The sequence below is a fragment of the Sulfitobacter sp. SBS6 genome, from assembly GCF_048285585.1.
GTDB classification, from domain to species: Bacteria; Pseudomonadota; Alphaproteobacteria; order Rhodobacterales; family Rhodobacteraceae; genus Sulfitobacter; species Sulfitobacter pontiacus.
The window spans coordinates 650,678-672,071 of record NZ_JBLWBA010000006.1; the positions used below are offsets into that span (position 1 = coordinate 650,678).

Here is a 21,394-nt window from a genome sequence, read left to right on the forward strand (position 1 = left end):
ATCAAGCAAAAACAGCACCCAGATCTAATGGCTTAGGCCAGTTCGATCTCTGCGCCAGCTGCTTCCAGCTTGGCTTTGATGTCTTCGGCTTCGGCTTTGTCGATGCCTTCTTTGATCTTGCCGCCAGCTTCAACCAGATCTTTGGCTTCTTTCAGGCCCAGACCGGTGATGCCGCGAACTTCTTTGATCACGTTGATTTTGGATGCGCCGGCGTTCTTCAGAACGACGTCGAATTCAGTTTTCTCTTCAGCAGCCGCGCCTGCATCGGCAGGGCCAGCCATCATCACTGCGCCGCCAGCTGCGGGCTCGATGCCATACTCGTCTTTGAGGATGGTTTTCAGTTCTTGTGCTTCCAGCAGTGTCAGACCAACGATGTCTTCTGCCAGTTTTTTCAGATCAGCCATGTTTAGCTCTTTCCGTTAACGATATGTGTGTTCCAACGCGAGTGTTCAACCCTGCGCCAGCTTGACGATATTGCTTTACGCAGCCGCCTTGTCCTCGATGGTGGACAAGATGGAAGCGATGTTGCTTGCAGGTGCGCCAATGGCCCCGGCGATGTTGGAAGCAGGTGCGCCCAGCATACCCGCGATGGTGGAGATAAGCTCCTCCCGCGAAGGCATCTTGGACACGGCTTCAACACCGGCGACATCCAGTGCGTTCTCACCCATTGCGCCGCCGAGAATGACAAACTTTTGATTCTCTTTAGCGAATTCCTGAGCGACCTTGGCAGCTGCCACGGGGTCTTCGGAATAGGTCAGAACGGTCATACCCGTCAGGAGATCTGCAATGCTTTCGCATGGCTTTCCGTCTAGGGCAATTTTGGCGAGCCTGTTTTTGGCAACACGCACGGCCCCGCCCGCAGCGCGAGCGCGCGCACGAAGGTCCTGCATATCAGCAACTGTCAGGCCGACGTAGTGGCTTACCACAACGACGCCAGAGCTTTCGAAGATTTGGCCGAGCTCTTCGACCAACTGTTCTTTCTGGGCTCTATCCACAGTTTCACTCCAAATCTGGGGGTTACCCCCCGGCTCAATTAAGTCCGCTTACGCGAACAGTCTTGGTCCATTTTACGGGAATAAGCCAAAATAGCCCCACGCTTACGCGAACGGTAATTCTTGCATCTCCCATCTCAGAAAGGAATTAAGGCTTGCGCCACCCTTCGTCTCGGACAGAAGACTCACCATGCGATGCATAGTGAATCGAGGGCTTCTTAGGGAATGCAGCGCGGAATGCCAAGGGGAAACTCGACTTTCTTGTGCCGAGTTTAGGCTAATCTGCTTCAAACGCCGTCAGACCGGGTTTCTCTGGCCGGTTTCCGCATAAAAAATCCCCGCATCGGATGACCAATGCGGGGATCTGATAGCAGGCGCAGGACTGCGCCTATCGCTGGACCTTACTCGGTTACAGCGTTGTCGACTTCTACAGTCACACCTGGGCCCATTGTGGAGCTCAGCGCGATCTTTTTCATGTAGGCACCCTTGGAGCCGGTAGGCTTGGCTTTGGACACAGCGCCAACAAAGGCACGTACGTTTTCAACCAGCTTGGCTTCGTCAAAGGACAGTTTACCGATGCCAGCATGCACAACGCCGCCTTTTTCAGCTTTGAACTGAACCTGACCGCCTTTAGCAGCTTCAACAGCTTCTTTGATGTCCATTGTAACTGTGCCGACTTTTGGGTTTGGCATCAGGTTACGTGGGCCGAGAACCTTACCAAGACGACCAACGATGGGCATCATGTCAGGTGTCGCGATGCAGCGATCAAAGTCGATCTTGCCGCCTTGGACAGCTTCCATCAGGTCTTCGGCGCCAACGATGTCGGCACCTGCTGCTTGTGCTTCGTCAGCCTTGGGGCCACGGGCGAATACAGCAACGCGAACGGATTTGCCGGTGCCGTTTGGCAGGCCGACAACACCACGAACCATTTGGTCGGCGTGACGCGGGTCAACACCAAGGTTCATCGCGATTTCGATGGTTTCGTCAAATTTCGCGGTTGCGTTGGCTTTGATCAGGGCGACTGCTTCTTCAACGGTCAGATCTTCTTTGCCTACGAATGCTTCGCGTGCGGCGCGGGTGCGTTTTCCGAGTTTTGCCATCTTACTTAACCTCGATGCCCATGGAGCGGGCAGAGCCCAGAATGATTTTCATCGCGGATTCGACATCCACAGCGCTCAGGTCGGCCATTTTGGCTTCTGCGATTTCGCGCAGTTGCTTGGTGGTCACGGTGCCGACGGTCTCGCGGCTTGGTGTTTTCGCGCCGGAGTTAACCTTGGCAGCTTTCTTCAGGTAGTAGGACGCAGGAGGCGTCTTGATGTCCATGGTGAAGGACTTGTCCTGATAGTAGCTGATCACGGTCGGGCAAGGGGCACCTGGCTCCATGTCCGCTGTCTTGGCGTTGAACGCCTTACAGAATTCCATGATGTTGATTCCGCGCTGACCCAATGCGGGGCCGACGGGTGGGGATGGGTTCGCTTGACCCGCTTTAACTTGCAACTTCATCGTACCGACGAGTTTCTTGGCCATTGGCCTTCTCCTTTTAATGTCGGTGAACTTTCGTTCACCCTATACAACCACATCGCGATGTGGCCGCTTGCTAGCGTGGTTCGGTTGGGCGGCGCGCCGCTGTCCCCTCCCACAAACGAACGGTGTTGCCACCGTATAGCGGGTCGCCCCGCCGATCGCTCAGACCTGTTTGTTGACCTGAGTGAATTCCAATTCGACCGGAGTTTCCCGGCCAAAGATCGACACAGACACCTTGAGGCGCTGGTTCTCGTCGTCGACCTCTTCGATCATACCGTCGAAGTCTTCGAACGGGCCGTCCGCCACTTTGACCTTCTCACCCACTTCGAAGTGGATCAGCGTGCGTGGTGCTTCTTCGCCCTCTTGGACGCGGCCTAGGATCGCGGTGACTTCGGCGTCACGCATCGGCATCGGACGGCCCTGTGGACCCAGGAAACCGGTGACGCGGTTGATCGAGTTGATCAGGTGATACCCGCGATCGGACATCTCCATATGAACCAGCACATAGCCGGGCATAAAGCGACGCTCTGTCGTGACTTTCTTGCCGCGCCGGACCTCGATCACCTCTTCGGTGGGGACCAGCACTTCGTCGATTTGGTCCTCAAGCTCTTGCTCGGCGACCGTGGTGCGGATTTGCTCGGCAATCTTCTTTTCGAAGTTCGACAAAACACTGACCGAATACCATCTTTTCGCCATCTGAACTTGGTCCCTGTCTTGTGATGCAGCAACGGCCACATCTAATTCTCGTAAAAACCAGCCTGTCGCAGCATGCCGGCGGTGAACAAAAAATCGGCGCGCAACACGAATCGCCGCACGCCCCTCTTGATCAGGTCTGCGGGATAGCCCGCAATCGCACATGTTTCAAGAGGGCCACGGCGTTTTAAGGTGCCGCGCCCCTGGATCAGCCGAAGGCGGCCAGGATGTACTGCAACCCGCCACGGATGAGGATATCGACAATCGCAAAGAACACCGCTGTCAACGCGGCAAGAATGAACACCATAACCGTGGTGAGCATGACCTCGCGACGGGTGGGCCAGACGACCTTGGATACTTCGGAACGCACTTGCTGGATGAACTGAAGCGGGTTGACTGTGGCCATGTCGGTTTTCCTGTATACGAACGATTGTGGGGATGTATCTGTCAAAAGCGCTGAATTCAAGGCTTCATATCAAGCTCGCCTACTGGCGAAGCTGGTACACCAAAGTGCGCGTTCTCACATGTGTTGAGATTGGCAGGGGCTGAGGGACTCGAACCCACGACCCTCGGTTTTGGAGACCGATGCTCTACCAACTGAGCTAAACCCCTATGCCGAGTGGTGAGGTAGTCGATATTCGCTGGGGGATCAAGGGCAGATAGACGCATTGCGCAGGAATAATGCCGCCCGCCCCCAAACCACGAAAAAGGCCGCCCCGATTGGGAGCGGCCTTCGTCTTGTTGCCGGTGCGCGGGGTAACCCGCGGGTTGGCTTACTCGGTTATTTTGGAAACCACGCCCGCGCCAACGGTACGACCGCCTTCGCGGATCGCGAAGCGCAGACCGTCTTCCATCGCGATGGGGGCGATCAGCTCCACGTCGAACTGCAGGTTGTCGCCAGGCATAACCATTTCAGTGCCTTCTGGCAGCTGAACGGTACCGGTGACGTCTGTGGTCCGGAAGTAGAACTGTGGACGGTAGTTCGCGAAGAACGGCGTGTGACGGCCACCCTCTTCCTTGGTGAGGATATAGGCTTCGGCGGTGAACTTGGTGTGCGGCTTAACCGAACCTGGCTTACACAGAACCTGACCACGCTCAACGCCTTCACGGTCGATACCGCGCAGCAGGGCGCCGATGTTGTCGCCAGCTTCCCCACGGTCCAGCAGTTTGCGGAACATTTCAACGCCGGTACATGTGGTTTTCTTGGTGTCGCGGATGCCAACGATTTCGATTTCGTCGCCAACGTTGATCACGCCACGCTCAACACGGCCGGTCACAACTGTACCACGACCGGAGATCGAGAAGACGTCTTCCACAGGCATCAGGAACGGCTGGTCAACAGCGCGCTCTGGTGTCGGGATGTAGTTGTCGACTTCTTCCATCAGCTTGCGGATGGAGTTCTCGCCGATGTTCTCGTCACGGCCTTCCATCGCCGCCAGAGCGGAACCGGGGATCACAGGGATGTCGTCGCCTGGGTAGTCGTAGGAAGACAGCAGTTCGCGGATTTCCATTTCAACCAGTTCCAGCAGCTCTTCATCGTCCACCTGGTCTACTTTGTTCATGTAGACAACCATGGCGGGAATGCCGACCTGACGGCCCAGCAGGATGTGCTCGCGGGTCTGTGGCATGGGGCCATCAGCTGCGTTCACAACCAGGATCGCGCCGTCCATCTGCGCCGCACCGGTGATCATGTTTTTCACATAGTCAGCGTGGCCTGGGCAGTCGACGTGGGCGTAGTGACGGCCTTCGGTCTCATACTCAACGTGTGCGGTCGAGATGGTGATGCCGCGTGCTTTTTCTTCGGGCGCGCCGTCAATCTGGTCATAGGCGCGGAAGTCGCCGAAGTACTTGGTGATCGCCGCGGTCAACGTGGTTTTGCCGTGGTCAACGTGACCAATGGTACCGATGTTAACGTGTGGTTTATTACGTTCAAACTTTGCCTTAGCCATGGAGCAGCCCTTTATATTAATGAGGGCCTGAACCCAGACCCAAACCTATCTGGCGGGCGATGTATTGGGTCTGGCGCATAAAATCAAGCACCTGTTCGCCTCACACCGCCGCAGAATTCATGTAAATGCGCACTAGTTCGCTGTTACCGCCGGCGCAGAGGGGATTTCAGCGCGCTCGATGACCGCGTCCGCCGGGCGTTCGAACCAGCCTTCGGCCTTATTTTGCTTGACCAAATAGGTCTCGATCGACTTTGCCGCATTCTGGCTGAGGTTCTTAAGCTGTTCTTCAGCAGTCTTGGTGTAGCCAGACCCCACGATAGGCCCCTGATCAAGGGATTCGAAAACGGTGATCTGGTGCGGTTCGTCCGTAAGCTTCTTACCCGCGGCATCGTCCCAAACGGTAAGGTTCAGGATCATGATCGACTTGGGCGCAAGCACAAGCGGAATACCAGGAGGCGCAAGAACATAGCCTTCGACACTGACGCCAAAGTGGTAATTGCGCGCGCCTTCATAGCGGTCAAAACGTTCGGCAATGGCGTCTTTTACAGCCGTCGTCAGCACCTCTTCACTGACTTCGCGGCTGATCGGCAGTTTCTGTACCTTCGGCGCGACAACGATGTTGTGGTATAGATTAAAGTCACCCAAAGGCACCGCCGGCTTGTCGAGGTCGGATGCCCCGTTACACGCAGAAAGGACCACGATACTGATCAAAGCTGATAAAATTCGAACCATTTCATGCCTCCTCGGCGCATTTGTGCCCTTTGCGATACCCTAAGGCTGAATAGGGTGCAACGTTTGCTAGAGTGGCACGCACGGGGTGGCGTGCTACCCTATATCCGTCTGATGAAGGATAATTGCCATGGATCGCCCCCTGCCCGCCCGCGTGGCCTTGGTTAACCAACCCCTAGGCCTGTTTCGCAGCCTCGCTATGGCGCGCCGTAATGTGCTTAGCATTATTCCTGAAATAGCTGTCAAACAGCCGATGGTCTCTGGCAAAATGGGCAAGCGTTGGCACATGGTTATGGACCCGACTGCCATCCGCGAGATGCTGTTGGATCGGGTTGACGACTACCCCAAATCCTTGGTGACAAAAAACCTTTTGCGCCCCGCGATCGGAGACTCCCTTTTCATTGCGGAGGGTGCGCATTGGCGCTGGCAACGCCGCGCGGTGGCACCGGCCTTTTCACACCGCAATATGCTGAACCTGTCGCCCATCATGACCGCAGCAGCGCAAAGGTCAGCCGACCGGATCGCCGCCGCTGGCCCGCGGGCCATCAATATGCTGAACGAGATGGTCACGTCGACATTCGACGTCATCTCGGATGTCACATTCTCGGGCGGCGATGGATTTGACCGCGACGCCGTGCACCGCGCCATTGACGACTATATTGCAGAAGCCGGGAAACTGAGCCTTTTCGATATTCTTGGCCTGCCAGACTGGCTTCCGCGCCCAGGACGGGCGATGTCGGGCCGTGCCCTTAAAGACATGAAACGCATTGCCGACGGCGCGATAGATGCGCGGGCCGAACGGGGGCCCAGCGATACGCCGGACCTGCTGGATCTTCTCCTTGACGGCACCGACCCCAAGACCAAACGTCAGATGAATACGGCCGAGCTACGGGACAATCTGTTAACCTTCATCGTCGCAGGGCATGAGACGACGGCCCTTACCCTGTCTTGGGCGCTCTATCTGATGGGCTTTGATCAGGCCGTGCAGCAAAAGGCCCGCGCCGAGGCGCAAACCGTGTTGCAGGGGCGCGCGGCGACGGGTGCAGACGTCGAAAACCTACCATACATCCGCCAAATTATCGACGAAACCCTGCGCCTGTACCCGCCAGCGGGGGTGATTTCACGCACGGCGCAAAGACGCGACACCTTATGCGGCAGGGAAATTCGGCCCGGCGATACTGTCATGGTGCCGATTTACGCGCTTGGCCGCCATCAGCAGCTTTGGGACCAGCCCGACGTTTTCGACCCCGACCGTTTCAAAGATCGCAAAGCGATCGACCGATACGCCTACCTGCCCTTTGGCGATGGCCCGCGTATCTGCATCGGCGCGTCCTTTGCGCAGCAAGAGGCGGTGATCATCCTTGCGACCTTGCTTTCGCGGTTTCGTTTCACACCGGTCGCCGGGAAAAGCCCTGAACCGGTTATGATCCTGACCCTTCGCCCCGAAGGCGGAGTATGGTTAACCGCAACACCTGCCTAGTCGCAAATCCGCCGCAGGTCGCCCCAGGCGTTCGCGTCGACAATAGCTGAGTATTCAGACTGCGCGCGCGCCGCATTTTGCGCTGCGGCGATGCGGTCATCGAATGATGGATGGCTCAGGAAATGGGCCATCAACGGATTCGCTTCGCCTTGGGTCTGGCGCATGCGCTCGAACATGGCCCCCATCGCTTTCGGAGACACGCCCGCAGTCGCCAGAAGTTTATGCCCGAACGCGTCTGCCTCTGTTTCAGCCTGCTGGGTATAGTTCGCGCTGATCAAACGCTCTGCCAGAAACAACACCACGGCACCGCCTGCGAAGTCACCGAACAAAAGCCCCAAAACGCCAATCGATCCGGCGGACCGCAACGCATGGCGTGTCGGGTCACGACTGACAACATGACCAATTTCATGCGCCAGCACAGCGGCGACCTCATCCGGGGACTGGGCTTGCTGGATCAGCCCGTCGAACAGCACGACAATCCCGCCGGGCAGCGCAAAAGCGTTAACCATCGGGTGGTCCAGCACCAGGACATTCAAATCCTGCACTGCCCCCTCGCCCGCGTTAAGCGCGGTGATCATGCTGGTGAGCGCCGCTTCGCCCGCCGAGGCGTCGCAAATGGCGAGGGGCTGCATGCCGGTTTCGTCCAAGACCCTGCGAATCTGGCCCAATGTCGCCTCACCCAAGGCGGCCTCTCCTGCTGGCGGGATGAAATTCGCCAAGCGGTCCGCCAAAAATGGCACCAGCACTGTAATCTGAAGCGCAACAGCCGCGACAGCTGCCATCGCCCAAGCGAACAACCTGCGTCGCCCTCGGGCCCGCGCAGGACGCCGGGCTGCAGGAAGATGTTGTAGCAGCGTCTTATCCGCAACGATAAGCCGCGCCACCGGATCTGTAACTGAGCGCAGGGTATAGTCTTTCCCACGCGACTGATCGGGCACCAACCGAATATCGCCAAGCCGCCAGAAGATAATATCTTCGCTATCCAGTCCAATCTGCAGATTATCGTTCGCAATATGCAGGCTTACATCTTCGGCGACCGGACAATCACCATCAAAATAGGCCGCCCCCATGCCGTTAAACCCGACGCTCATATCGCGGCTCCCAGGTCCAACGCCTCTGCAAACCCTTCGGCTTCGGCGAAGTCATCCCGCCCCGACTGGCTGATGCTTTGCAAACCGTCATACCGCGGAAGCGCACAGGTTTTGGCCATGTGACGCATTAACGGAAAGGTGACGAATGTGTTGTAGCAAACGTTCCACATCAAAAAGACCGAGAGGTAAAAAACCGCCAACACCACGATCGCCAAAGCCCGAGGGATCGGAAGCGTTTCAATGTCGATCCCCAAATCAAACCCCATAAAGGCGCTTGGTCCAATCACGACAAATGCCCCTAACACTAGCAAAATCACCCCCAGAACGAGGACCGAATATGCGATAAAGCTGCCGAAAACGTAGATGAACGCGATACGCGGTGCGCTTAGCCTCGACGTTATGGCGATACCATTCGCTGTCTTGTGGTTTGCCATTATTCTTTTCGAAACAAAGCGATAGTGCACTGCACCGTAGACCATGCCTAACAGGCTCACGGGGAAAAGGAGCAACCACCAAGCGCCTTGCATAGAAAATGCTGCGCCCTGCCCGTCAGCCAGCGTTTCGAGCATCTGCGAGGCGAAGCCCGACGTGTCGAAAGTCTGGGACGCGGCAGATATGTACGCGTAAGCCACACTACCAAGAAGCAGCAAGGTGAACAAAGCAAACGGAATCGCGGCACGATAGAGCATGCCCCAACGCCCCCCTTGATGCAGCTGTGCCGATCCGAAATAGGTGCGGTCCGTCGTGTATTTCTCAAGGTAGAAGGTCATACGTGGCCAAAGCAGCCCTAGCGAGAAAATGGTGACCAACCAATGCAGCATAGCGCGCCAGACATACCCCCATGCGCCTTTATCAAGGCCAAACCGCACCCCGCGCCATCGCGTCCGTCCCAAGACGTACCGTCGCGCACGATATCGGGCATAGAACCACAAAGGAACAACCCCGAATCCCGCTGCGAAGTACCCTAAGGTCGCGCTCGAAAACACCGAGAAGCTGACGAACATCAGAATCAGATTAATGATTCCGATGTAGAAGGTGAGGATCACAACGGCGATGAAGAAGCCCAATAGCTTTTCAATCGGATCGCCGACGTATTCCATCGGATGCCCGCCCGGCCGGATTGCGGACCAATACCATCGCCGCAAACGGGTCTTCATCCAGAACCGGTAGAACCCAAGCGTCATAATCGTGAGAAAACCGGTTTTGAACGCCAACCAAAAGAGCGCGCCGCGCCCCCCGACGAATTGAACCGACATCGCGGGTGCCGAACCACTGGGGTATGACAGCTCGGCGTCACTCACGTCGTTTGCGATCAACCGAAGCGGTTATCACGCGGGAACCCACGCGGTGCCATGCGCCCCGCTGTTGCGCGCTTGCCAGTCCATTCGGTCAGGTCAGCTTCGGTACGTGTCCGTCCCGCGGGATCCTGCCAGCTTAGCCCGTTCTCGCGGCTAAACGTGATCGCATCAGACATGCCCCCGTCTTTGTACTTTTGCAGCCGCACACCCTTGCCGCGTCCCATTTCGGGAAGCTCGTCCAAGCCGAACACCAAGACTTTGCGATTCTCACCCACAACGGCAACGGCATCCGCATCGCCGGTCACCGGCGCGCAAATCATTGCTTTCGCGTCGCCGCGCACGTTCAGCACCTGTTTACCGCTGCGTGTCTGCGCCAGAACATCATCCTCCGGCACGATAAATCCATCCCCGGCCGAGGAAGCCACCAATAGCTTGCGCCCCGCCTTGTGGATCAAAATATCGACAATTTGAACTTCGTTGGGCAGATCCACCATCAACCGCAATGGCTCCCCCATGCCGCGCCCGCCGGGCAAGGTCGATGCAGACACCGTGTAAAAGCGCCCGTTCGACCCGAAGACCAGCAGCCTGTCTGTTGTCTCTGCATGGAAAATAAAGCGGGGTCCGTCCCCATCTTTGAACTTCAACTCGCGGTTCAGATCGATATGTCCCGTCATCGCACGGATCCAGCCCATCTGCGAACAGACAACCGTAATCGGTTCGCGGTCGATCATCGCCTCCAGCGGGACTTCCTCGATCACGCCAGCTTCGGAGAAGCTCGTTCTACGACGACCGATGTTCTTACCGTCCAGCGACCAGTCCTTGCCGAACTGCTTTTTCGTCTCGCGCAGCTGGTCGATGATCGTATCCCATTGGGTACCTTCATTTTCCAGCAGATCTTCGAGGCCCGAGCGCTCCTCCATCAAGGCGGATTGCTCGCGCAGCAATTCGATTTCTTCCAAGCGGCGCAACGACCGTAGGCGCATGTTCAAAATCGCGTCGGCTTGAACTTCGGATAGCGAGTTTTCTGTGGAGGGCGCTGGCGGTACATAGCTCGCCTCGTCCATCGCGCGCACGTGATCCTTGCCCCAATCCTCGGCCATCAACGCCGATTTCGGGTCCTCGTCATAGCGAATGATATCAATCACGCGATCGAGGTTAAGAAACGCGACGATAAAACCTTCCAAGACCTCTAGGCGGTGGTCGATCTTCTCCATCCGGTGGGTCGAGCGCCGCTGAAGCACCTCGCGCCGGTGATCAAGAAATGCGCGCAGCACTTCCTTCATCGAACATACTTTAGGCGTCACCCCGTCGATCAAGACGTTCATGTTCAACGAGAATCGCACCTCAAGATCAGAGCTGCGATACAGCATCCCCATCAGGACCTCGGGATCAACGTTCTTGGAACGCGGCTCGATGATCAGGCGAATATCGTCGGCCGATTCGTCGCGTACATCGCCCAGAATCGGAATCTTCTTGGTCTGAATAAGCTCTGCGATCTTTTCGATCAGCTTGGATTTCTGCACCTGATAGGGAATTTCAGTGATGACAATTTGCCAAGCACCGCGCCCCAGATCCTCTGTTTCCCACCGACAGCGCAGACGGAAACCGCCCTTACCCGTACGATAGGCATTCGCAATGTTTTCAGGGGGTTCAACGATAATACCGCCGGTCGGAAAATCGGGACCGGGAACGTATTTAAGCAAGGTATCATCGCGGGCATCGGGCGTTTTGATCAGGTGGATACAGGCGTCCACCAGTTCCGAGATATTATGCGGCGGGATGTTGGTGGCCATGCCAACAGCAATACCCGACGACCCGTTTGCCAGAAGGTTCGGGAACTGCGCGGGCAGAACGGCAGGCTCGGTCAGTGTGCCGTCGTAATTCTCTCTAAAATCGACAGCATTTTCATTCAGGCCTTCCAGCATGGCCTCGGCCACGGCGGTCATGCGCGCTTCGGTATATCGGCTCGCAGCGGGGTTATCCCCATCGATGTTGCCAAAGTTCCCCTGCCCGTCAACCAACGGATAACGCACGTTAAAATCTTGCGCGAGACGCGCCATCGCATCGTAGATCGCAGCGTCGCCGTGCGGGTGATAGTTCCCCATCACGTCGCCAGAAATTTTCGCAGACTTCCGGAATCCCCCGGTGCTGTTAAGCCTCAGTTCACGCATCGCGAATAGAATCCGACGGTGAACGGGCTTTAACCCGTCGCGCGCATCGGGCAGCGCGCGGTGCATAATAGTAGACAGCGCATAGGTCAGATACCGATCGCCCAATGCACGGCGCAAAGGCTCTGACGAATTGCGAGAATCTGGATCGGCGGGGGTGGTTACATCTGACATCTTCATTGTTTAGCCAAGGCCGCGAGACGCGGCAAGCGACTGTTTGGGGCGCAGCGCCCCAGCACGGCGTGCGGTGTCTCTGTCATGCAACTTTGCAAACATATTGGAACGATTAGGCAGCATTTTATATTATACTTGATATTACAGCCTTGGGGAGACCTGCTGCGGGTCTAGGCTGTCTGCTATTTCGAGGAATGTGTGATGAAGCGGTTTATTTTGTTAACCTTCGGGTTTCTTGGTTGGGCATTCTACGAGATGAGCGGCGGGGCCGATTTTCAACCCGCGAGCGCTCGGATGGCTGCGAATGCAGACCAAATGCCAGCACAGGAGAACGAAATCACCGCTGAAACCTCAAACGAACCAGTCGAGACGGCAAAGGTCATCCCGGCGGTCGCGACGGCTCCGGTTGATACGACCCCGCCGGGTTTTGAAAGCACCGCGCAAGCTGATGATCCCGAACGCGTTTCTGTCACCCTCACCACCGCATTGAATACCGCGGACACCGGTGCTGCGACTGACGTATCGTATGTGCCTGTTGCCCAGAACATCGCGGCGAACGGGGCGGACACGCCCGCAATTATTCCCAGCCTGATCGTTCCGAACGACAGCGGTGCCGCGATCGTAGAAGCCCGTGCTGAAACGAACCTGAGCAGCGAAGCGGATATTCGTTCTGTATCCGGCAACCGTGTGAATGTCCGTGGTGGCCCGGGCACCGAGTTTCAGGTCGTGAGCAAGCTAGGTCGCGGCGATTCGGTCGAGATTATTCAGGATAACGGCGATGGATGGGTAAAGATGCGTCCCGTAGACGGCGGGCCAGAGGGCTGGATGGCCGATTTCCTGTTGTCGAACGGGTAAACTACTCAACAACTCCCGAGACAACTGTTCATGCAACAACGTACAATTTTAATTACCGGCTGCTCCTCCGGGATCGGCTACGCCGCTGCGCATGCATTGCGCGAACGCGGCTGGAGGGTTTTCGCCTCATGCCGCCAATCACGCGATTGCGAGAGGCTAGCCGCCGAAGGATTTGATGCGCCCCAGCTCGACTATACGGATGCCAGCAGCATTGCCGCTGCGGTGGATCATGTACTTGAGCAAACCGGTGGCACGCTCGATGCCCTTTATAATAACGGTGCCCATGCGACACCCGGTGCCGTCGAAGACCTTCCCACCGACGCGCTGCGCGAGATATTCGAAAGCAATTTCTTCGGCTGGCACGAGCTTACGCGCAAGATCATCCCTGTGATGCGGGCACAGGGTCACGGGCGCATTATTCAATGTTCGTCCGTCTTGGGATTTGTCACAATGCCGTGGCGTGGCGCTTACAATTCTACAAAATTCGCGCTGGAAGGCTTAACAGACACGCTTCGTATTGAGCTGCGCGACACCCCCATCCACGTGACCCTGATCGAGCCCGGGCCCATTACATCCAACATCCGCGCGAACTCTATCCCGCACTTCGAGCGTTGGATCGATTGGAAAAGCTCTGCCCGAAAGGCGCAATACGAAAGCGCGTTGTTAGACAGGCTATACACTGCGAGAGGACCCGACAGGTTCGAGCTTCCGCCACAAGCAGTCGTTGACAAGCTTGTCCATGCGCTGGAGGCCGACCGCCCACGGCCGCGGTATTATGTCACGACGCCGACGCGTATCTCGGGCATTTTAAAGCGTATTTTACCAACACGTGCCCTAGACTGGGTGCTCTCTCGATAAATTCGGGTTGCGCTACTGCATGACCCCGCTACATCTTTCAGCAACACAAAGGATGCTTATGTTCGCTGATCCGTTATATATCCTGACCGTCGTTGCCGTGATTGCGGTGGTTATCGTATTGATTTTTGGGCTTGGGGGCTTCGCTGGTGGCGGAGAATTCAATAAGCGCAATTCAAATAAACTTATGCGCATGCGCATCATCGCACAGTTCATCGCTGTCGTTCTCATCGTCATATATGTATACTTGCGAAAGGACGCTGGCTGATGGTTGTTCTTAATAAAATTTACACCCGTACCGGCGACAAAGGCGAAACCGCGTTGGGGAACGGGGACCGTGTGGCCAAACACGACCTCCGGGTCGAGGCATATGGCACATCCGACGAATTGAACTGTTTTGTTGGTGTCGCGCGGCTTGAAGCGAAAGGCGAAACCGACGCCTCGCTGTCGCGTATCCAGAACGACCTGTTCGACCTGGGCGCTGACCTGTGCCGCCCCGATATGGAAGCGGATGCAGACGCCGAATACCCGCCTCTGCGCCTCGCGGCGGAGCAGGTCGACAGGCTTGAACGTGAGATCGACGTGATGAACGCTGATCTGTCTCCGCTGAGAAGCTTTATTCTACCCGGCGGCACCGCACTTGCCGCGCATTTGCACGTGTGCCGGACAGTTGCTCGCCGCGCCGAACGGCTTGCGGTGCATTTGGCTGACAGGGATTCTATTAATCCGGCCGCCGTCAAATATCTGAACCGACTAAGCGATTGGTTTTTCGTCGCGGCGAGGGCTTCAAATAACGGCGGTAAGGACGATGTATTATGGGTGCCCGGGGCAAATCGCTAAGGCCGTCAGTCAGAAACGCCGCGTCGAAAGACAATAAATTACTATTTTTGACTGTTTTGCATTCGATTGCTTCGTTACACCGACGAAGAGTTCACATGATCGGGGCCGAACCGGCCCGGATCGTCAACTGAGGAGAGAGAACGCTCATGAAGGTACTGGTACCTGTAAAGCGCGTGATCGACTACAACGTGAAAGTACGCGTCAAAGCGGACGGCACGGGTGTTGATCTTGCCAACGTAAAGATGTCGATGAACCCGTTTGACGAGATTTCCGTCGAACAAGCGATCCGCATGAAAGAGGCCGGCCAGGTCGAAGAAGTTGTGGTCGTCTCTATCGGCGTAAAACAGGCGCAGGAAACACTGCGCACAGCGCTGGCAATGGGCGCGGACCGCGCGATTCTGATCGTGGCCGCCGACGATGTGCACAACGATATCGAGCCTTTGACCGTCGCCAAAATTCTGAAAGGCGTCGTCGAAGAAGAGAAGCCCGACCTTGTTCTTTGCGGCAAGCAGGCGATCGACAACGACATGAACGCCACTGGTCAGATGCTGTCCGCTCTGCTGGGGTGGTCGCAAGCGACCTTCGCCTCCAAAGTCGACATCGATGGCGACAGCGCTGTTGTGACACGTGAAGTCGACGGTGGTTTGCAGACTATTAAGGTTTCCATGCCTACAGTCGTGACTGTGGATCTTCGCCTGAACGAACCACGCTATGCGTCGTTACCGAACATCATGAAGGCAAAGAAAAAGCCTTTGGATGAGAAGACACCTGCCGATTATGGCGTCGAGGTTTCCAACCGGTTGGAAATCATCAAGACGGCTGAGCCAGCAGAACGTGCTGCGGGCATCAAGGTCGAGTCGGTCGATGAACTGGTTGCGAAACTTAAAGAAGCGGGGGCTGTGTAATGGCTGTTCTACTCCTTGCAGAAGTAACTGATGGCGAACTGGCACTTGACGCGACATCCAAAGCCGTTGCTGCGGCCAAGATGCTCGGCGATGTTACTGTTCTCTGCGCTGGTGGTTCCGCCGCTGCGGCGGGCGAAGCGGCTGCGAAAATCAACGGTGTTTCCAAAGTTCTGGTCGCCGAGGATGAGACCCTTGGCCACCGCCTCGCGGAATCCACGGCGGCGTTGATCGTATCGCTCGCCGGTGATTACGACCACATCACCGCGCCAGCGACCACAGACGCTAAAAACGTGATGCCACGTGTTGCTGCGTTGCTTGACGTCATGTTGCTGTCCGATGTGTCCGGTGTTGTCGACGCCGACACGTTCGAACGTCCCATCTATGCGGGCAACGCGATCCAGACGGTAAAATCCTCGGATGCGAAAAAGGTCATCACCTTCCGCACCACGACGTTTGACGCCGCGGGCGACGGTGGCTCTGCCTCTGTAGAGACGGTATCCGCTGCGGCCGATCCCGGCCTGTCTTCCTGGGTAGAAGACCACGTTGCAGAAAGCGATCGCCCCGAGCTGACATCGGCTGGCGTGGTTGTTTCCGGCGGCCGTGGCGTTGGCTCCGAAGAAGACTTCGCCTTGATCGAAAAGCTGGCTGACAAGCTGGGTGCCGCTGTTGGCGCTTCGCGCGCTGCCGTTGATTCGGGCTATGCTCCGAACGACTGGCAAGTTGGTCAGACCGGTAAGGTTGTCGCGCCCGAGCTTTATGTGGCGGTTGGCATCTCCGGTGCGATCCAGCACTTGGCCGGCATGAAAGACAGCAAGATCATCGTCGCCATCAACAAAGACGAGGAAGCGCCGATCTTCCAGGTCGCCGACTATGGTCTGGTGGCAGATCTGTTCGAAGCCGTTCCCGAGCTGATCGAGAAACTGTAAGCCTTTAAGGTTTTAGTGGATAAGGCCCGCAGTCACCTGCGGGCCTTTTTCTATTTCAGGTGTTCAATCGTCTGCGCGACCGCCTTCGCAATCTCTTGATGTGCCCGAACGCCGGGGAGCTGTAACGCCCGCTCTTTCTCTACTGCAGGGAACACCATCCCCGCCGTCCCCTCGGACATGGCCGCGTGTGACGGTGTCAGATATACCATCCCGGCCGCCAGCCGACTCACCTGAGAAACCATAGCTTTGGTCACGAACAGAGGCCCCGCGCGAGCCTGCGCCCCCATGTCCCGCGTGGGCTTCTCGGGACCAAGGTGAAGCAGCACGCATGGTCCCGCCATCCGGCCAAGCAGCAGGGTCATCCGTGCGATCCAAGCCTGTTGAAGCTCATGCACCACCATCGCGAACCGAGTGGGCGAGACTTGCTTGAGCGCTTCCAATAGGTGGCGTGTGAAATGAAACTCCGCAAAATCAACCTCGGGGTAGATGGAGCAAAGCAGTTTCGACGGTGCGATAAATCTGTCGTTTCGACGCGGGTGCACTGAGTAGTAACGATTCGACATGTTGTGTGCGCCCAACACTTGCACCACGGTCACATGCCCCCCGGCGGCAATTTTCATGACTTCGGCATCATGTAGAAACACATCCAGACCCGCATTTTGTAACCCGAAATTGATGCAAGGCACCCCGCTCGACAGTTCTACCAACGTAGGGAACGGAGTTTTGACGTAGCGGCCAAACGTCTGGGAGCCGCCAACAAAAACCACATAGGGCGCGGAAGTTCTCCGAAGAGGTCCGCGAAACAGTAGTTTCGACCTGCCATAGCGGCACAACGCGTAGTCCAACCGCCGCCTGCCATCATCCGTAGCGCCCATACCGTTCACCCTGTTCCACCGCTTTACGGACGCAGAATCGCCCTAAGTATTTTCGATTTCCTTAATGTTCGGATTTGAGAAAAGCTGTCGTGAATTCCGACCCTTGCGGCTGCTACCCCGCCCGCTTTATGCTGCGGCGAAACAAAAGGGGACAGCGCATGGATATCCAGACAATCGGCATCGTTGGCGCAGGCCAAATGGGCAACGGCATCGCCCATGTTATGGCTTTGGCGGGCTACGACGTGCTGTTGAACGATGTAAGCGCTGAAGCACTGCAAAAGGCGGTTGATACCATTACTGGCAACCTCGACCGTCAGGTTGGCCGCGGTAAGGTAACCGAAGCAGACCGTGACGCGACGCTCAAAAGAATCGTGACAACCCAAACACTTGCAGAGTTGGGCCAAAGCGACCTGGTGATCGAGGCGGCGACCGAACGCGAGACGGTCAAGCAAGCGATTTTCGAAGATCTGATCCCGCACCTCAAACCGACCACAATCCTGACGTCGAACACGTCGTCGATTTCGATTACAAGGCTCGCCAGCCGAACCGATCGCCCTGAAAAATTTATGGGGTTCCACTTCATGAACCCGGTGCCCGTGATGCAGCTGGTGGAGCTGATCCGCGGGATTGCGACGGATAAGGAAACTTTTGAGGCCTGCCGCGGCGTCGTTGATAAACTGGGCAAAACTGCGGCCTCTGCCGAAGACTTCCCAGCATTTATCGTAAATCGTATCTTGATGCCGATGATCAACGAGGCTGTCTATACACTCTATGAAGGTGTGGGCTCTGTCGAATCCATCGATAGTTCACTCAAGCTGGGGGCCAACCACCCGATGGGGCCGCTGGAGCTTGCAGATTTCATCGGTCTAGACACCTGCCTGGCGATTATGAACGTGTTGCATGACGGGCTGGCCGATACGAAATATCGTCCCTGCCCGCTGCTGACAAAATACGTTGAAGCGGGCTGGCTGGGGCGTAAATCTCAGCGGGGTTTCTATGACTATCGCGGCGATGTGCCTGTGCCCACGCGATAAAACTGCGGCGAGCAGCGGGGGCCAGCCCCCGCGCCCCCGGGATTTATCCCATTTGGAAGATAGCGTTAGTCTTTAAGAGCAAGTGTATGCGCCCGTAGCCACGCCATGAAACCGCGCGGGTCGTCCGCATGAGCGGCCATCTGCTCTGGCGAAAGCGGCGCGCCTACGATCGGGCCCTGCGGCTTGTCGCATGCGTGCACAATCTCGTGGAGCAGAAGCCCCTGCCGCAAGATGGGCGAGATTTTATTCGCAATTTGATAGGCTCTGCTATTTTGCCCTGGAAAGCGCATTGGCACCACTTGCGCGCCCGAGCGCCGGATCATTTTCGCGGTGAAAACGTTCCATTCCGCCTCGATAGCAGGGCCGAACATGGTATCCGAAGCCGCTACGACCCCTGATGGGAACAGCGCGACAACACCGCCATCCTTCAGATGCGCCATCGCTTTGGCGCGCATTTCGACACCTTTGCGCTGCGCATCAGGGTCATGGGGAAACGGCACGGGGATCATATAGCTGCCCGCGACCTCGTCGATAGAGGTCAACAAGGAGCGCGTCAGGATCCGATAATCAGGGCGTACCCGTCCGATCAGATCGGCGAAAATCATGCCATCGACCATCCCGTGCGGGTGGTTCGCAACAACGACCACTGGACCCGTTTTCGGAATTCGATCCAGCTGTTCCTGCGGGGTCGTCAGGTCGATACCCATCGTATCAAGTGCCGCGCGCCAAAAGCCCTGCCCTGTGGGCGCGCCCTGTTTCTCGAACTGTCGGATCAGGCGCAGAACCTTGAGCTTGCCGGTGAAAAGTTCGATAGCGCTGATGATCCCCGATTTGACAGGATGATCAAACGTGGATGCATAGGACAGGCTTCGGCGGTCATACTTCGTGAAGGTCACCGGTTCGCCGCTGCCATCGTTCAGCAGGGGCGCAGGGCCGGTTGGCGCATTCTCCGTCATGTGGTTAACCCTTTACGCATCACAGTGACCACCGGCCGCATTGCAAACACCGCCGTTACTGGCCTTCGCCGAACTTGTCAGCCACCAAGGCTGTCAACGCATCGGCCAATGCGTCCTGATCCGGGCCGGAGGTCTGTACATCAATCGTACACCCTTTGGACGCCGCGAGCATCAGCAGCCCCATAATGCTATCACCAGAGGCGGACATGCCGTCCTTGCTGACTTCGGCGCGCGCATCAAAAGCCTCGACGACCTCAACCAGCTTGGCGGAGGCGCGGGCATGCAGGCCTTTTTCGTTTACGATTTTCAATGAAACTTGGGTCATACAATAGGGGCCTTGCTATTCCGCACTAACATTCTGGCTATCAATATATTTTCTGCCGGCCGCCAGGGCCGCGCGCACCGCCTCGGGCACTTCTAGATCACGTGACTTTGCCAGCTTGATCAACATGGGAAGGTTTGCACCGTAAAGGATCCGACGGTTTTCAGGACGGCATGCAAGCAAACTGAGGTTCGACGGGGACCCACCGAAAAGGTCCGTTACGACGACAACACCATTGCCCGTATCCACGGCATCGGCTGCCTCGCAGATTTCCCGCTGCTTTTCGGTACGATCATGGTCTGCATGGATCGCAATAGCGCGCACGCCGTTTTGCGACCCAACAACATGTTCGATCGCAGCCAAATATTCTTTGGCCAATCCGCCGTGTGCAACAATCACAATACCAATCAACGCGATGTCTCTTCCCGTTTACTACGATCCAGTTCGCGGTGTCTGATGGACACCTGCCAGCCGTCGTTCGAAAGTTTGAACGCCAGATGTTCGGCCAAAGTTACGGAACGGTGTTGCCCCCCTGTGCAGCCAAACGCAAGAGAGATATGCGATTTACCTTCAGTCTTGCAGGCTGGCAGGATCAATTGACACAGAGAGTTTACCTGTGCGGCAAAGCTTTCGAACAGCGGGTCGGCATGCACGTAATCGGCGACCTCTTTTTGTGTGCCGTTCATACCACGCAGCGAGGGTTCCCAATAGGGATTGCGCAAAAACCGGCAGTCAAACACCATATCCGCACTGCGGGGCAAACCGCGCTTATACGAAAAAGACTGTACGGATACGCTGAGGTGATGCTCCCCATCAAGCGCGAACCAGCGCTCCACTTCCGCACGCAACTGGTGCACATTCAGCTCGGACGTGTCGATCAGGACATCCGCCAGCGCCAGCACCGGTTCAAGCAGCTCTTTCTCGCGCACGATCCCCTCGACAGGTGTAGCGGTGGCCGCCATGGGATGGCGCCGGCGTGTTTCGGAGAAGCGCCGAAGCAGGACGTTGGTCGCACAATCCAGATATAACAATTCAATATCTACATCGGGACGGGACCGCATGTCCGACATCAGTTCAATCACGCGATCGGTCGAAAAATCGCGGTTCCGCAAATCGACACCAAGAGCCATAGGACGCAGTTGATCCGGCGCTTCGAGCAAAGCGCGCAGCATCCGCATGGGAATATTGTCGATCGCTTCAAAGCCTGCATCCTCCAACACATTGAGCGTTGAAGATCGCCCTGCCCCCGCGGGGCCGGTCACCAGCACCATACGCCGGTTGGGTGTTACATCATCAGTCATCTGCTGTGTATTTCATCATCTTTGCCATCAAGTAAACAGAGGCAGCAAAATGAGGCCCGTCGCATCTTTTCAGGCATCGGATGTGGATGCCCATCACGTCTTGGTACGTGATTTCGGGAAGACGGTCGGGCTCATCTTGGTCAAGGTCTACGATAAGAAAGATCGGTATCGCACTGCGATGTTTCAAGGTCAGCAAGCCGACGCCGCGCGCCTCGATCAACCCTTTGATCGCGGCGGGTGGGTGCGCGATAACCTGGGCATCCTGAACGATCAAATCCGTGCGGTCATCGGCAACCAGCTCGGCCCCCATCGCAATCATCTGCAACGCCATCGCGGACTTGCCTTGACCCGAGCCCCCCCTGATCATCACGCCACGCCCATCAATCGCGACGGTGGTGGCGTGGATCGTGCTTTTGGTCATGGCCGG

The 21,394-nt window shown here is 56.8% G+C and carries 25 protein-coding genes and 1 tRNA gene; 8 read left to right on the forward strand and 18 right to left on the reverse strand.

All coding sequences use genetic code 11. The annotated features are described in order from the left end of the window. Positions 1-32: 32 nt before the first annotated feature. From rplL to ACNQ62_RS12180, 9 genes are all read right to left on the reverse strand, one after another. Positions 33-404: a 50S ribosomal protein L7/L12 gene (rplL, locus tag ACNQ62_RS12140; protein ID WP_005849872.1), complete on the reverse strand. Its 372-nt coding sequence runs from the start codon at positions 402-404 to the stop codon at positions 33-35. Positions 405-479: 75 nt separating this feature from the next. Continuing rightward, a complete protein-coding gene (rplJ, locus tag ACNQ62_RS12145) occupies positions 480-995 on the reverse strand; it encodes a 50S ribosomal protein L10 (RefSeq protein ID WP_037941629.1) in 516 nt (171 codons plus the stop codon). Positions 996-1,393: 398 nt separating this feature from the next. Further along, entirely contained in the window at positions 1,394-2,092 is a 699-nt protein-coding gene (gene rplA / locus ACNQ62_RS12150; protein WP_005849875.1) for a 50S ribosomal protein L1, read from the reverse strand. 1 nt (position 2,093) lies between these two features. Continuing rightward, on the reverse strand, positions 2,094-2,519 hold the full coding sequence (gene rplK / locus ACNQ62_RS12155) for a 50S ribosomal protein L11 (RefSeq protein ID WP_005849876.1): 426 nt from the start codon (positions 2,517-2,519) through the stop codon (positions 2,094-2,096). Between the two features lie 159 nt (positions 2,520-2,678). After that, positions 2,679-3,212 carry a transcription termination/antitermination protein NusG gene (gene nusG, locus ACNQ62_RS12160; RefSeq protein WP_005849878.1) on the reverse strand — a complete coding sequence of 178 codons (534 nt, stop codon included), beginning with the start codon at positions 3,210-3,212 and terminating at the stop codon, positions 2,679-2,681. Between the two features lie 205 nt (positions 3,213-3,417). Beyond that, positions 3,418-3,615 carry a preprotein translocase subunit SecE gene (secE, locus tag ACNQ62_RS12165; RefSeq protein WP_005849880.1) on the reverse strand — a complete coding sequence of 66 codons (198 nt, stop codon included), beginning with the start codon at positions 3,613-3,615 and terminating at the stop codon, positions 3,418-3,420. Positions 3,616-3,745: 130 nt separating this feature from the next. After that, positions 3,746-3,821, reverse strand: a tRNA-Trp gene (locus ACNQ62_RS12170). Positions 3,822-3,982: 161 nt separating this feature from the next. Continuing rightward, positions 3,983-5,158 carry an elongation factor Tu gene (tuf, locus tag ACNQ62_RS12175; protein WP_005849852.1) on the reverse strand — a complete coding sequence of 392 codons (1,176 nt, stop codon included), beginning with the start codon at positions 5,156-5,158 and terminating at the stop codon, positions 3,983-3,985. 132 nt (positions 5,159-5,290) lie between these two features. Next, positions 5,291-5,890, reverse strand: a complete 600-nt coding sequence (locus tag ACNQ62_RS12180) for a hypothetical protein (RefSeq protein ID WP_235208576.1) — start codon at positions 5,888-5,890, stop codon at positions 5,291-5,293. Positions 5,891-6,017: 127 nt separating this feature from the next. On the opposite strand from ACNQ62_RS12180, the gene ACNQ62_RS12185 reads away from it, so the two are divergent. Next, positions 6,018-7,367 carry a cytochrome P450 gene (locus tag ACNQ62_RS12185; RefSeq protein WP_418094949.1) on the forward strand — a complete coding sequence of 450 codons (1,350 nt, stop codon included), beginning with the start codon at positions 6,018-6,020 and terminating at the stop codon, positions 7,365-7,367. On the opposite strand, the gene ACNQ62_RS12190 is transcribed toward ACNQ62_RS12185, so the two are convergent. Genes ACNQ62_RS12190 through ACNQ62_RS12200 form a run of 3 tightly spaced genes read right to left on the reverse strand, consistent with a single transcriptional unit; the run spans position 7,364 to position 12,098 of the window. Further along, positions 7,364-8,458: a M48 family metallopeptidase gene (locus ACNQ62_RS12190; protein WP_418094950.1), complete on the reverse strand. Its 1,095-nt coding sequence runs from the start codon at positions 8,456-8,458 to the stop codon at positions 7,364-7,366. The two genes, ACNQ62_RS12185 and ACNQ62_RS12190, sit on opposite strands and share 4 nt — an antisense overlap. After that, positions 8,455-9,714, reverse strand: coding sequence for a DUF898 family protein (locus ACNQ62_RS12195; protein WP_418094951.1), 1,260 nt, complete (start codon positions 9,712-9,714; stop codon positions 8,455-8,457). Before ACNQ62_RS12195 ends, ACNQ62_RS12190 begins: the two co-directional genes overlap by 4 nt. 56 nt (positions 9,715-9,770) lie before the next feature. Further along, positions 9,771-12,098: a DNA topoisomerase IV subunit A gene (locus tag ACNQ62_RS12200; RefSeq protein ID WP_348655843.1), complete on the reverse strand. Its 2,328-nt coding sequence runs from the start codon at positions 12,096-12,098 to the stop codon at positions 9,771-9,773. A gap of 201 nt (positions 12,099-12,299) precedes the next feature. On the opposite strand from ACNQ62_RS12200, the gene ACNQ62_RS12205 reads away from it, so the two are divergent. The 6 genes from ACNQ62_RS12205 (at position 12,300) to ACNQ62_RS12230 (ending at position 16,479) form a co-directional block, all read left to right on the forward strand. Next, a complete protein-coding gene (locus ACNQ62_RS12205; RefSeq protein WP_289082767.1) occupies positions 12,300-12,953 on the forward strand; it encodes an SH3 domain-containing protein in 654 nt (217 codons plus the stop codon). 30 nt (positions 12,954-12,983) lie between these two features. Then, positions 12,984-13,811: an SDR family oxidoreductase gene (locus tag ACNQ62_RS12210; RefSeq protein WP_418094952.1), complete on the forward strand. Its 828-nt coding sequence runs from the start codon at positions 12,984-12,986 to the stop codon at positions 13,809-13,811. A 58-nt stretch (positions 13,812-13,869) separates the two neighbouring features. Then, a complete protein-coding gene (locus ACNQ62_RS12215) occupies positions 13,870-14,076 on the forward strand; it encodes a twin transmembrane helix small protein (protein ID WP_037953908.1) in 207 nt (68 codons plus the stop codon). Beyond that, positions 14,076-14,648: a cob(I)yrinic acid a,c-diamide adenosyltransferase gene (locus ACNQ62_RS12220; RefSeq protein WP_418094953.1), complete on the forward strand. Its 573-nt coding sequence runs from the start codon at positions 14,076-14,078 to the stop codon at positions 14,646-14,648. The genes ACNQ62_RS12215 and ACNQ62_RS12220 overlap by 1 nt, the downstream gene beginning before the upstream one ends. A gap of 146 nt (positions 14,649-14,794) precedes the next feature. Beyond that, on the forward strand, positions 14,795-15,553 hold the full coding sequence (locus tag ACNQ62_RS12225; RefSeq protein WP_005849900.1) for an electron transfer flavoprotein subunit beta/FixA family protein: 759 nt from the start codon (positions 14,795-14,797) through the stop codon (positions 15,551-15,553). Continuing rightward, positions 15,553-16,479 (forward strand): electron transfer flavoprotein subunit alpha/FixB family protein, encoded by a 927-nt coding sequence (locus ACNQ62_RS12230; RefSeq protein ID WP_005849902.1) that lies wholly within the window; start codon positions 15,553-15,555, stop codon positions 16,477-16,479. Before ACNQ62_RS12225 ends, ACNQ62_RS12230 begins: the two co-directional genes overlap by 1 nt. Before the next feature lie 50 nt (positions 16,480-16,529). Here ACNQ62_RS12230 and ACNQ62_RS12235 read toward each other — a convergent pair whose 3' ends face one another. Continuing rightward, complete coding sequence (locus tag ACNQ62_RS12235) at positions 16,530-17,354, reverse strand: DUF6473 family protein (RefSeq protein WP_418094954.1); 825 nt, start codon at positions 17,352-17,354, stop codon at positions 16,530-16,532. A gap of 158 nt (positions 17,355-17,512) precedes the next feature. On the opposite strand from ACNQ62_RS12235, the gene ACNQ62_RS12240 reads away from it, so the two are divergent. Beyond that, complete coding sequence (locus ACNQ62_RS12240) at positions 17,513-18,388, forward strand: 3-hydroxybutyryl-CoA dehydrogenase (RefSeq protein WP_005849905.1); 876 nt, start codon at positions 17,513-17,515, stop codon at positions 18,386-18,388. A gap of 65 nt (positions 18,389-18,453) precedes the next feature. On the opposite strand, the gene ACNQ62_RS12245 is transcribed toward ACNQ62_RS12240, so the two are convergent. From ACNQ62_RS12245 to ACNQ62_RS12265, 5 genes are read right to left on the reverse strand one after another with little or no spacing between them, the layout of a single operon-like run. Further along, entirely contained in the window at positions 18,454-19,344 is an 891-nt protein-coding gene (locus tag ACNQ62_RS12245) for a lysophospholipid acyltransferase family protein (RefSeq protein WP_005849907.1), read from the reverse strand. A gap of 55 nt (positions 19,345-19,399) precedes the next feature. Continuing rightward, on the reverse strand, positions 19,400-19,669 hold the full coding sequence (locus tag ACNQ62_RS12250) for an HPr family phosphocarrier protein (protein WP_005849908.1): 270 nt from the start codon (positions 19,667-19,669) through the stop codon (positions 19,400-19,402). Positions 19,670-19,684: 15 nt separating this feature from the next. Continuing rightward, on the reverse strand, positions 19,685-20,077 hold the full coding sequence (locus ACNQ62_RS12255) for a PTS sugar transporter subunit IIA (protein WP_005849910.1): 393 nt from the start codon (positions 20,075-20,077) through the stop codon (positions 19,685-19,687). Next, positions 20,074-20,967, reverse strand: a complete 894-nt coding sequence (gene rapZ, locus ACNQ62_RS12260; protein WP_289079796.1) for an RNase adapter RapZ — start codon at positions 20,965-20,967, stop codon at positions 20,074-20,076. Before rapZ ends, ACNQ62_RS12255 begins: the two co-directional genes overlap by 4 nt. Further along, positions 20,960-21,388, reverse strand: a complete 429-nt coding sequence (locus ACNQ62_RS12265) for an HPr kinase/phosphorylase (protein ID WP_289079795.1) — start codon at positions 21,386-21,388, stop codon at positions 20,960-20,962. Before ACNQ62_RS12265 ends, rapZ begins: the two co-directional genes overlap by 8 nt. Positions 21,389-21,394 lie beyond the last annotated feature (6 nt).

What these genes read in the sequence shown, in the direction of transcription:
- ACNQ62_RS12195 (WP_418094951.1), bottom strand. Translation starts at nt 9,714, where the DNA reads ATGTCGGTTCAATTCGTCGGGGGGCGCGGCGCGCTCTTTTGGTTGGCG.
- ACNQ62_RS12180 (WP_235208576.1), bottom strand. Translation starts at nt 5,890, where the DNA reads ATGGTTCGAATTTTATCAGCTTTGATCAGTATCGTGGTCCTTTCTGCG.
- ACNQ62_RS12215 (WP_037953908.1), top strand. Translation starts at nt 13,870, where the DNA reads ATGTTCGCTGATCCGTTATATATCCTGACCGTCGTTGCCGTGATTGCG.
- nusG (WP_005849878.1), bottom strand. Translation starts at nt 3,212, where the DNA reads ATGGCGAAAAGATGGTATTCGGTCAGTGTTTTGTCGAACTTCGAAAAG.
- ACNQ62_RS12220 (WP_418094953.1), top strand. Translation starts at nt 14,076, where the DNA reads ATGGTTGTTCTTAATAAAATTTACACCCGTACCGGCGACAAAGGCGAA.
- ACNQ62_RS12225 (WP_005849900.1), top strand. Translation starts at nt 14,795, where the DNA reads ATGAAGGTACTGGTACCTGTAAAGCGCGTGATCGACTACAACGTGAAA.
- secE (WP_005849880.1), bottom strand. Translation starts at nt 3,615, where the DNA reads ATGGCCACAGTCAACCCGCTTCAGTTCATCCAGCAAGTGCGTTCCGAA.
- rplA (WP_005849875.1), bottom strand. Translation starts at nt 2,092, where the DNA reads ATGGCAAAACTCGGAAAACGCACCCGCGCCGCACGCGAAGCATTCGTA.
- ACNQ62_RS12235 (WP_418094954.1), bottom strand. Translation starts at nt 17,354, where the DNA reads ATGGGCGCTACGGATGATGGCAGGCGGCGGTTGGACTACGCGTTGTGC.
- rplK (WP_005849876.1), bottom strand. Translation starts at nt 2,519, where the DNA reads ATGGCCAAGAAACTCGTCGGTACGATGAAGTTGCAAGTTAAAGCGGGT.
- ACNQ62_RS12205 (WP_289082767.1), top strand. Translation starts at nt 12,300, where the DNA reads ATGAAGCGGTTTATTTTGTTAACCTTCGGGTTTCTTGGTTGGGCATTC.
- tuf (WP_005849852.1), bottom strand. Translation starts at nt 5,158, where the DNA reads ATGGCTAAGGCAAAGTTTGAACGTAATAAACCACACGTTAACATCGGT.
- ACNQ62_RS12185 (WP_418094949.1), top strand. Translation starts at nt 6,018, where the DNA reads ATGGATCGCCCCCTGCCCGCCCGCGTGGCCTTGGTTAACCAACCCCTA.
- ACNQ62_RS12265 (WP_289079795.1), bottom strand. Translation starts at nt 21,388, where the DNA reads ATGACCAAAAGCACGATCCACGCCACCACCGTCGCGATTGATGGGCGT.
- ACNQ62_RS12190 (WP_418094950.1), bottom strand. Translation starts at nt 8,458, where the DNA reads ATGAGCGTCGGGTTTAACGGCATGGGGGCGGCCTATTTTGATGGTGAT.
- ACNQ62_RS12245 (WP_005849907.1), bottom strand. Translation starts at nt 19,344, where the DNA reads ATGACGGAGAATGCGCCAACCGGCCCTGCGCCCCTGCTGAACGATGGC.
- rplL (WP_005849872.1), bottom strand. Translation starts at nt 404, where the DNA reads ATGGCTGATCTGAAAAAACTGGCAGAAGACATCGTTGGTCTGACACTG.
- ACNQ62_RS12240 (WP_005849905.1), top strand. Translation starts at nt 17,513, where the DNA reads ATGGATATCCAGACAATCGGCATCGTTGGCGCAGGCCAAATGGGCAAC.
- ACNQ62_RS12200 (WP_348655843.1), bottom strand. Translation starts at nt 12,098, where the DNA reads ATGTCAGATGTAACCACCCCCGCCGATCCAGATTCTCGCAATTCGTCA.
- ACNQ62_RS12250 (WP_005849908.1), bottom strand. Translation starts at nt 19,669, where the DNA reads ATGACCCAAGTTTCATTGAAAATCGTAAACGAAAAAGGCCTGCATGCC.
- ACNQ62_RS12210 (WP_418094952.1), top strand. Translation starts at nt 12,984, where the DNA reads ATGCAACAACGTACAATTTTAATTACCGGCTGCTCCTCCGGGATCGGC.
- ACNQ62_RS12230 (WP_005849902.1), top strand. Translation starts at nt 15,553, where the DNA reads ATGGCTGTTCTACTCCTTGCAGAAGTAACTGATGGCGAACTGGCACTT.
- rapZ (WP_289079796.1), bottom strand. Translation starts at nt 20,967, where the DNA reads ATGACTGATGATGTAACACCCAACCGGCGTATGGTGCTGGTGACCGGC.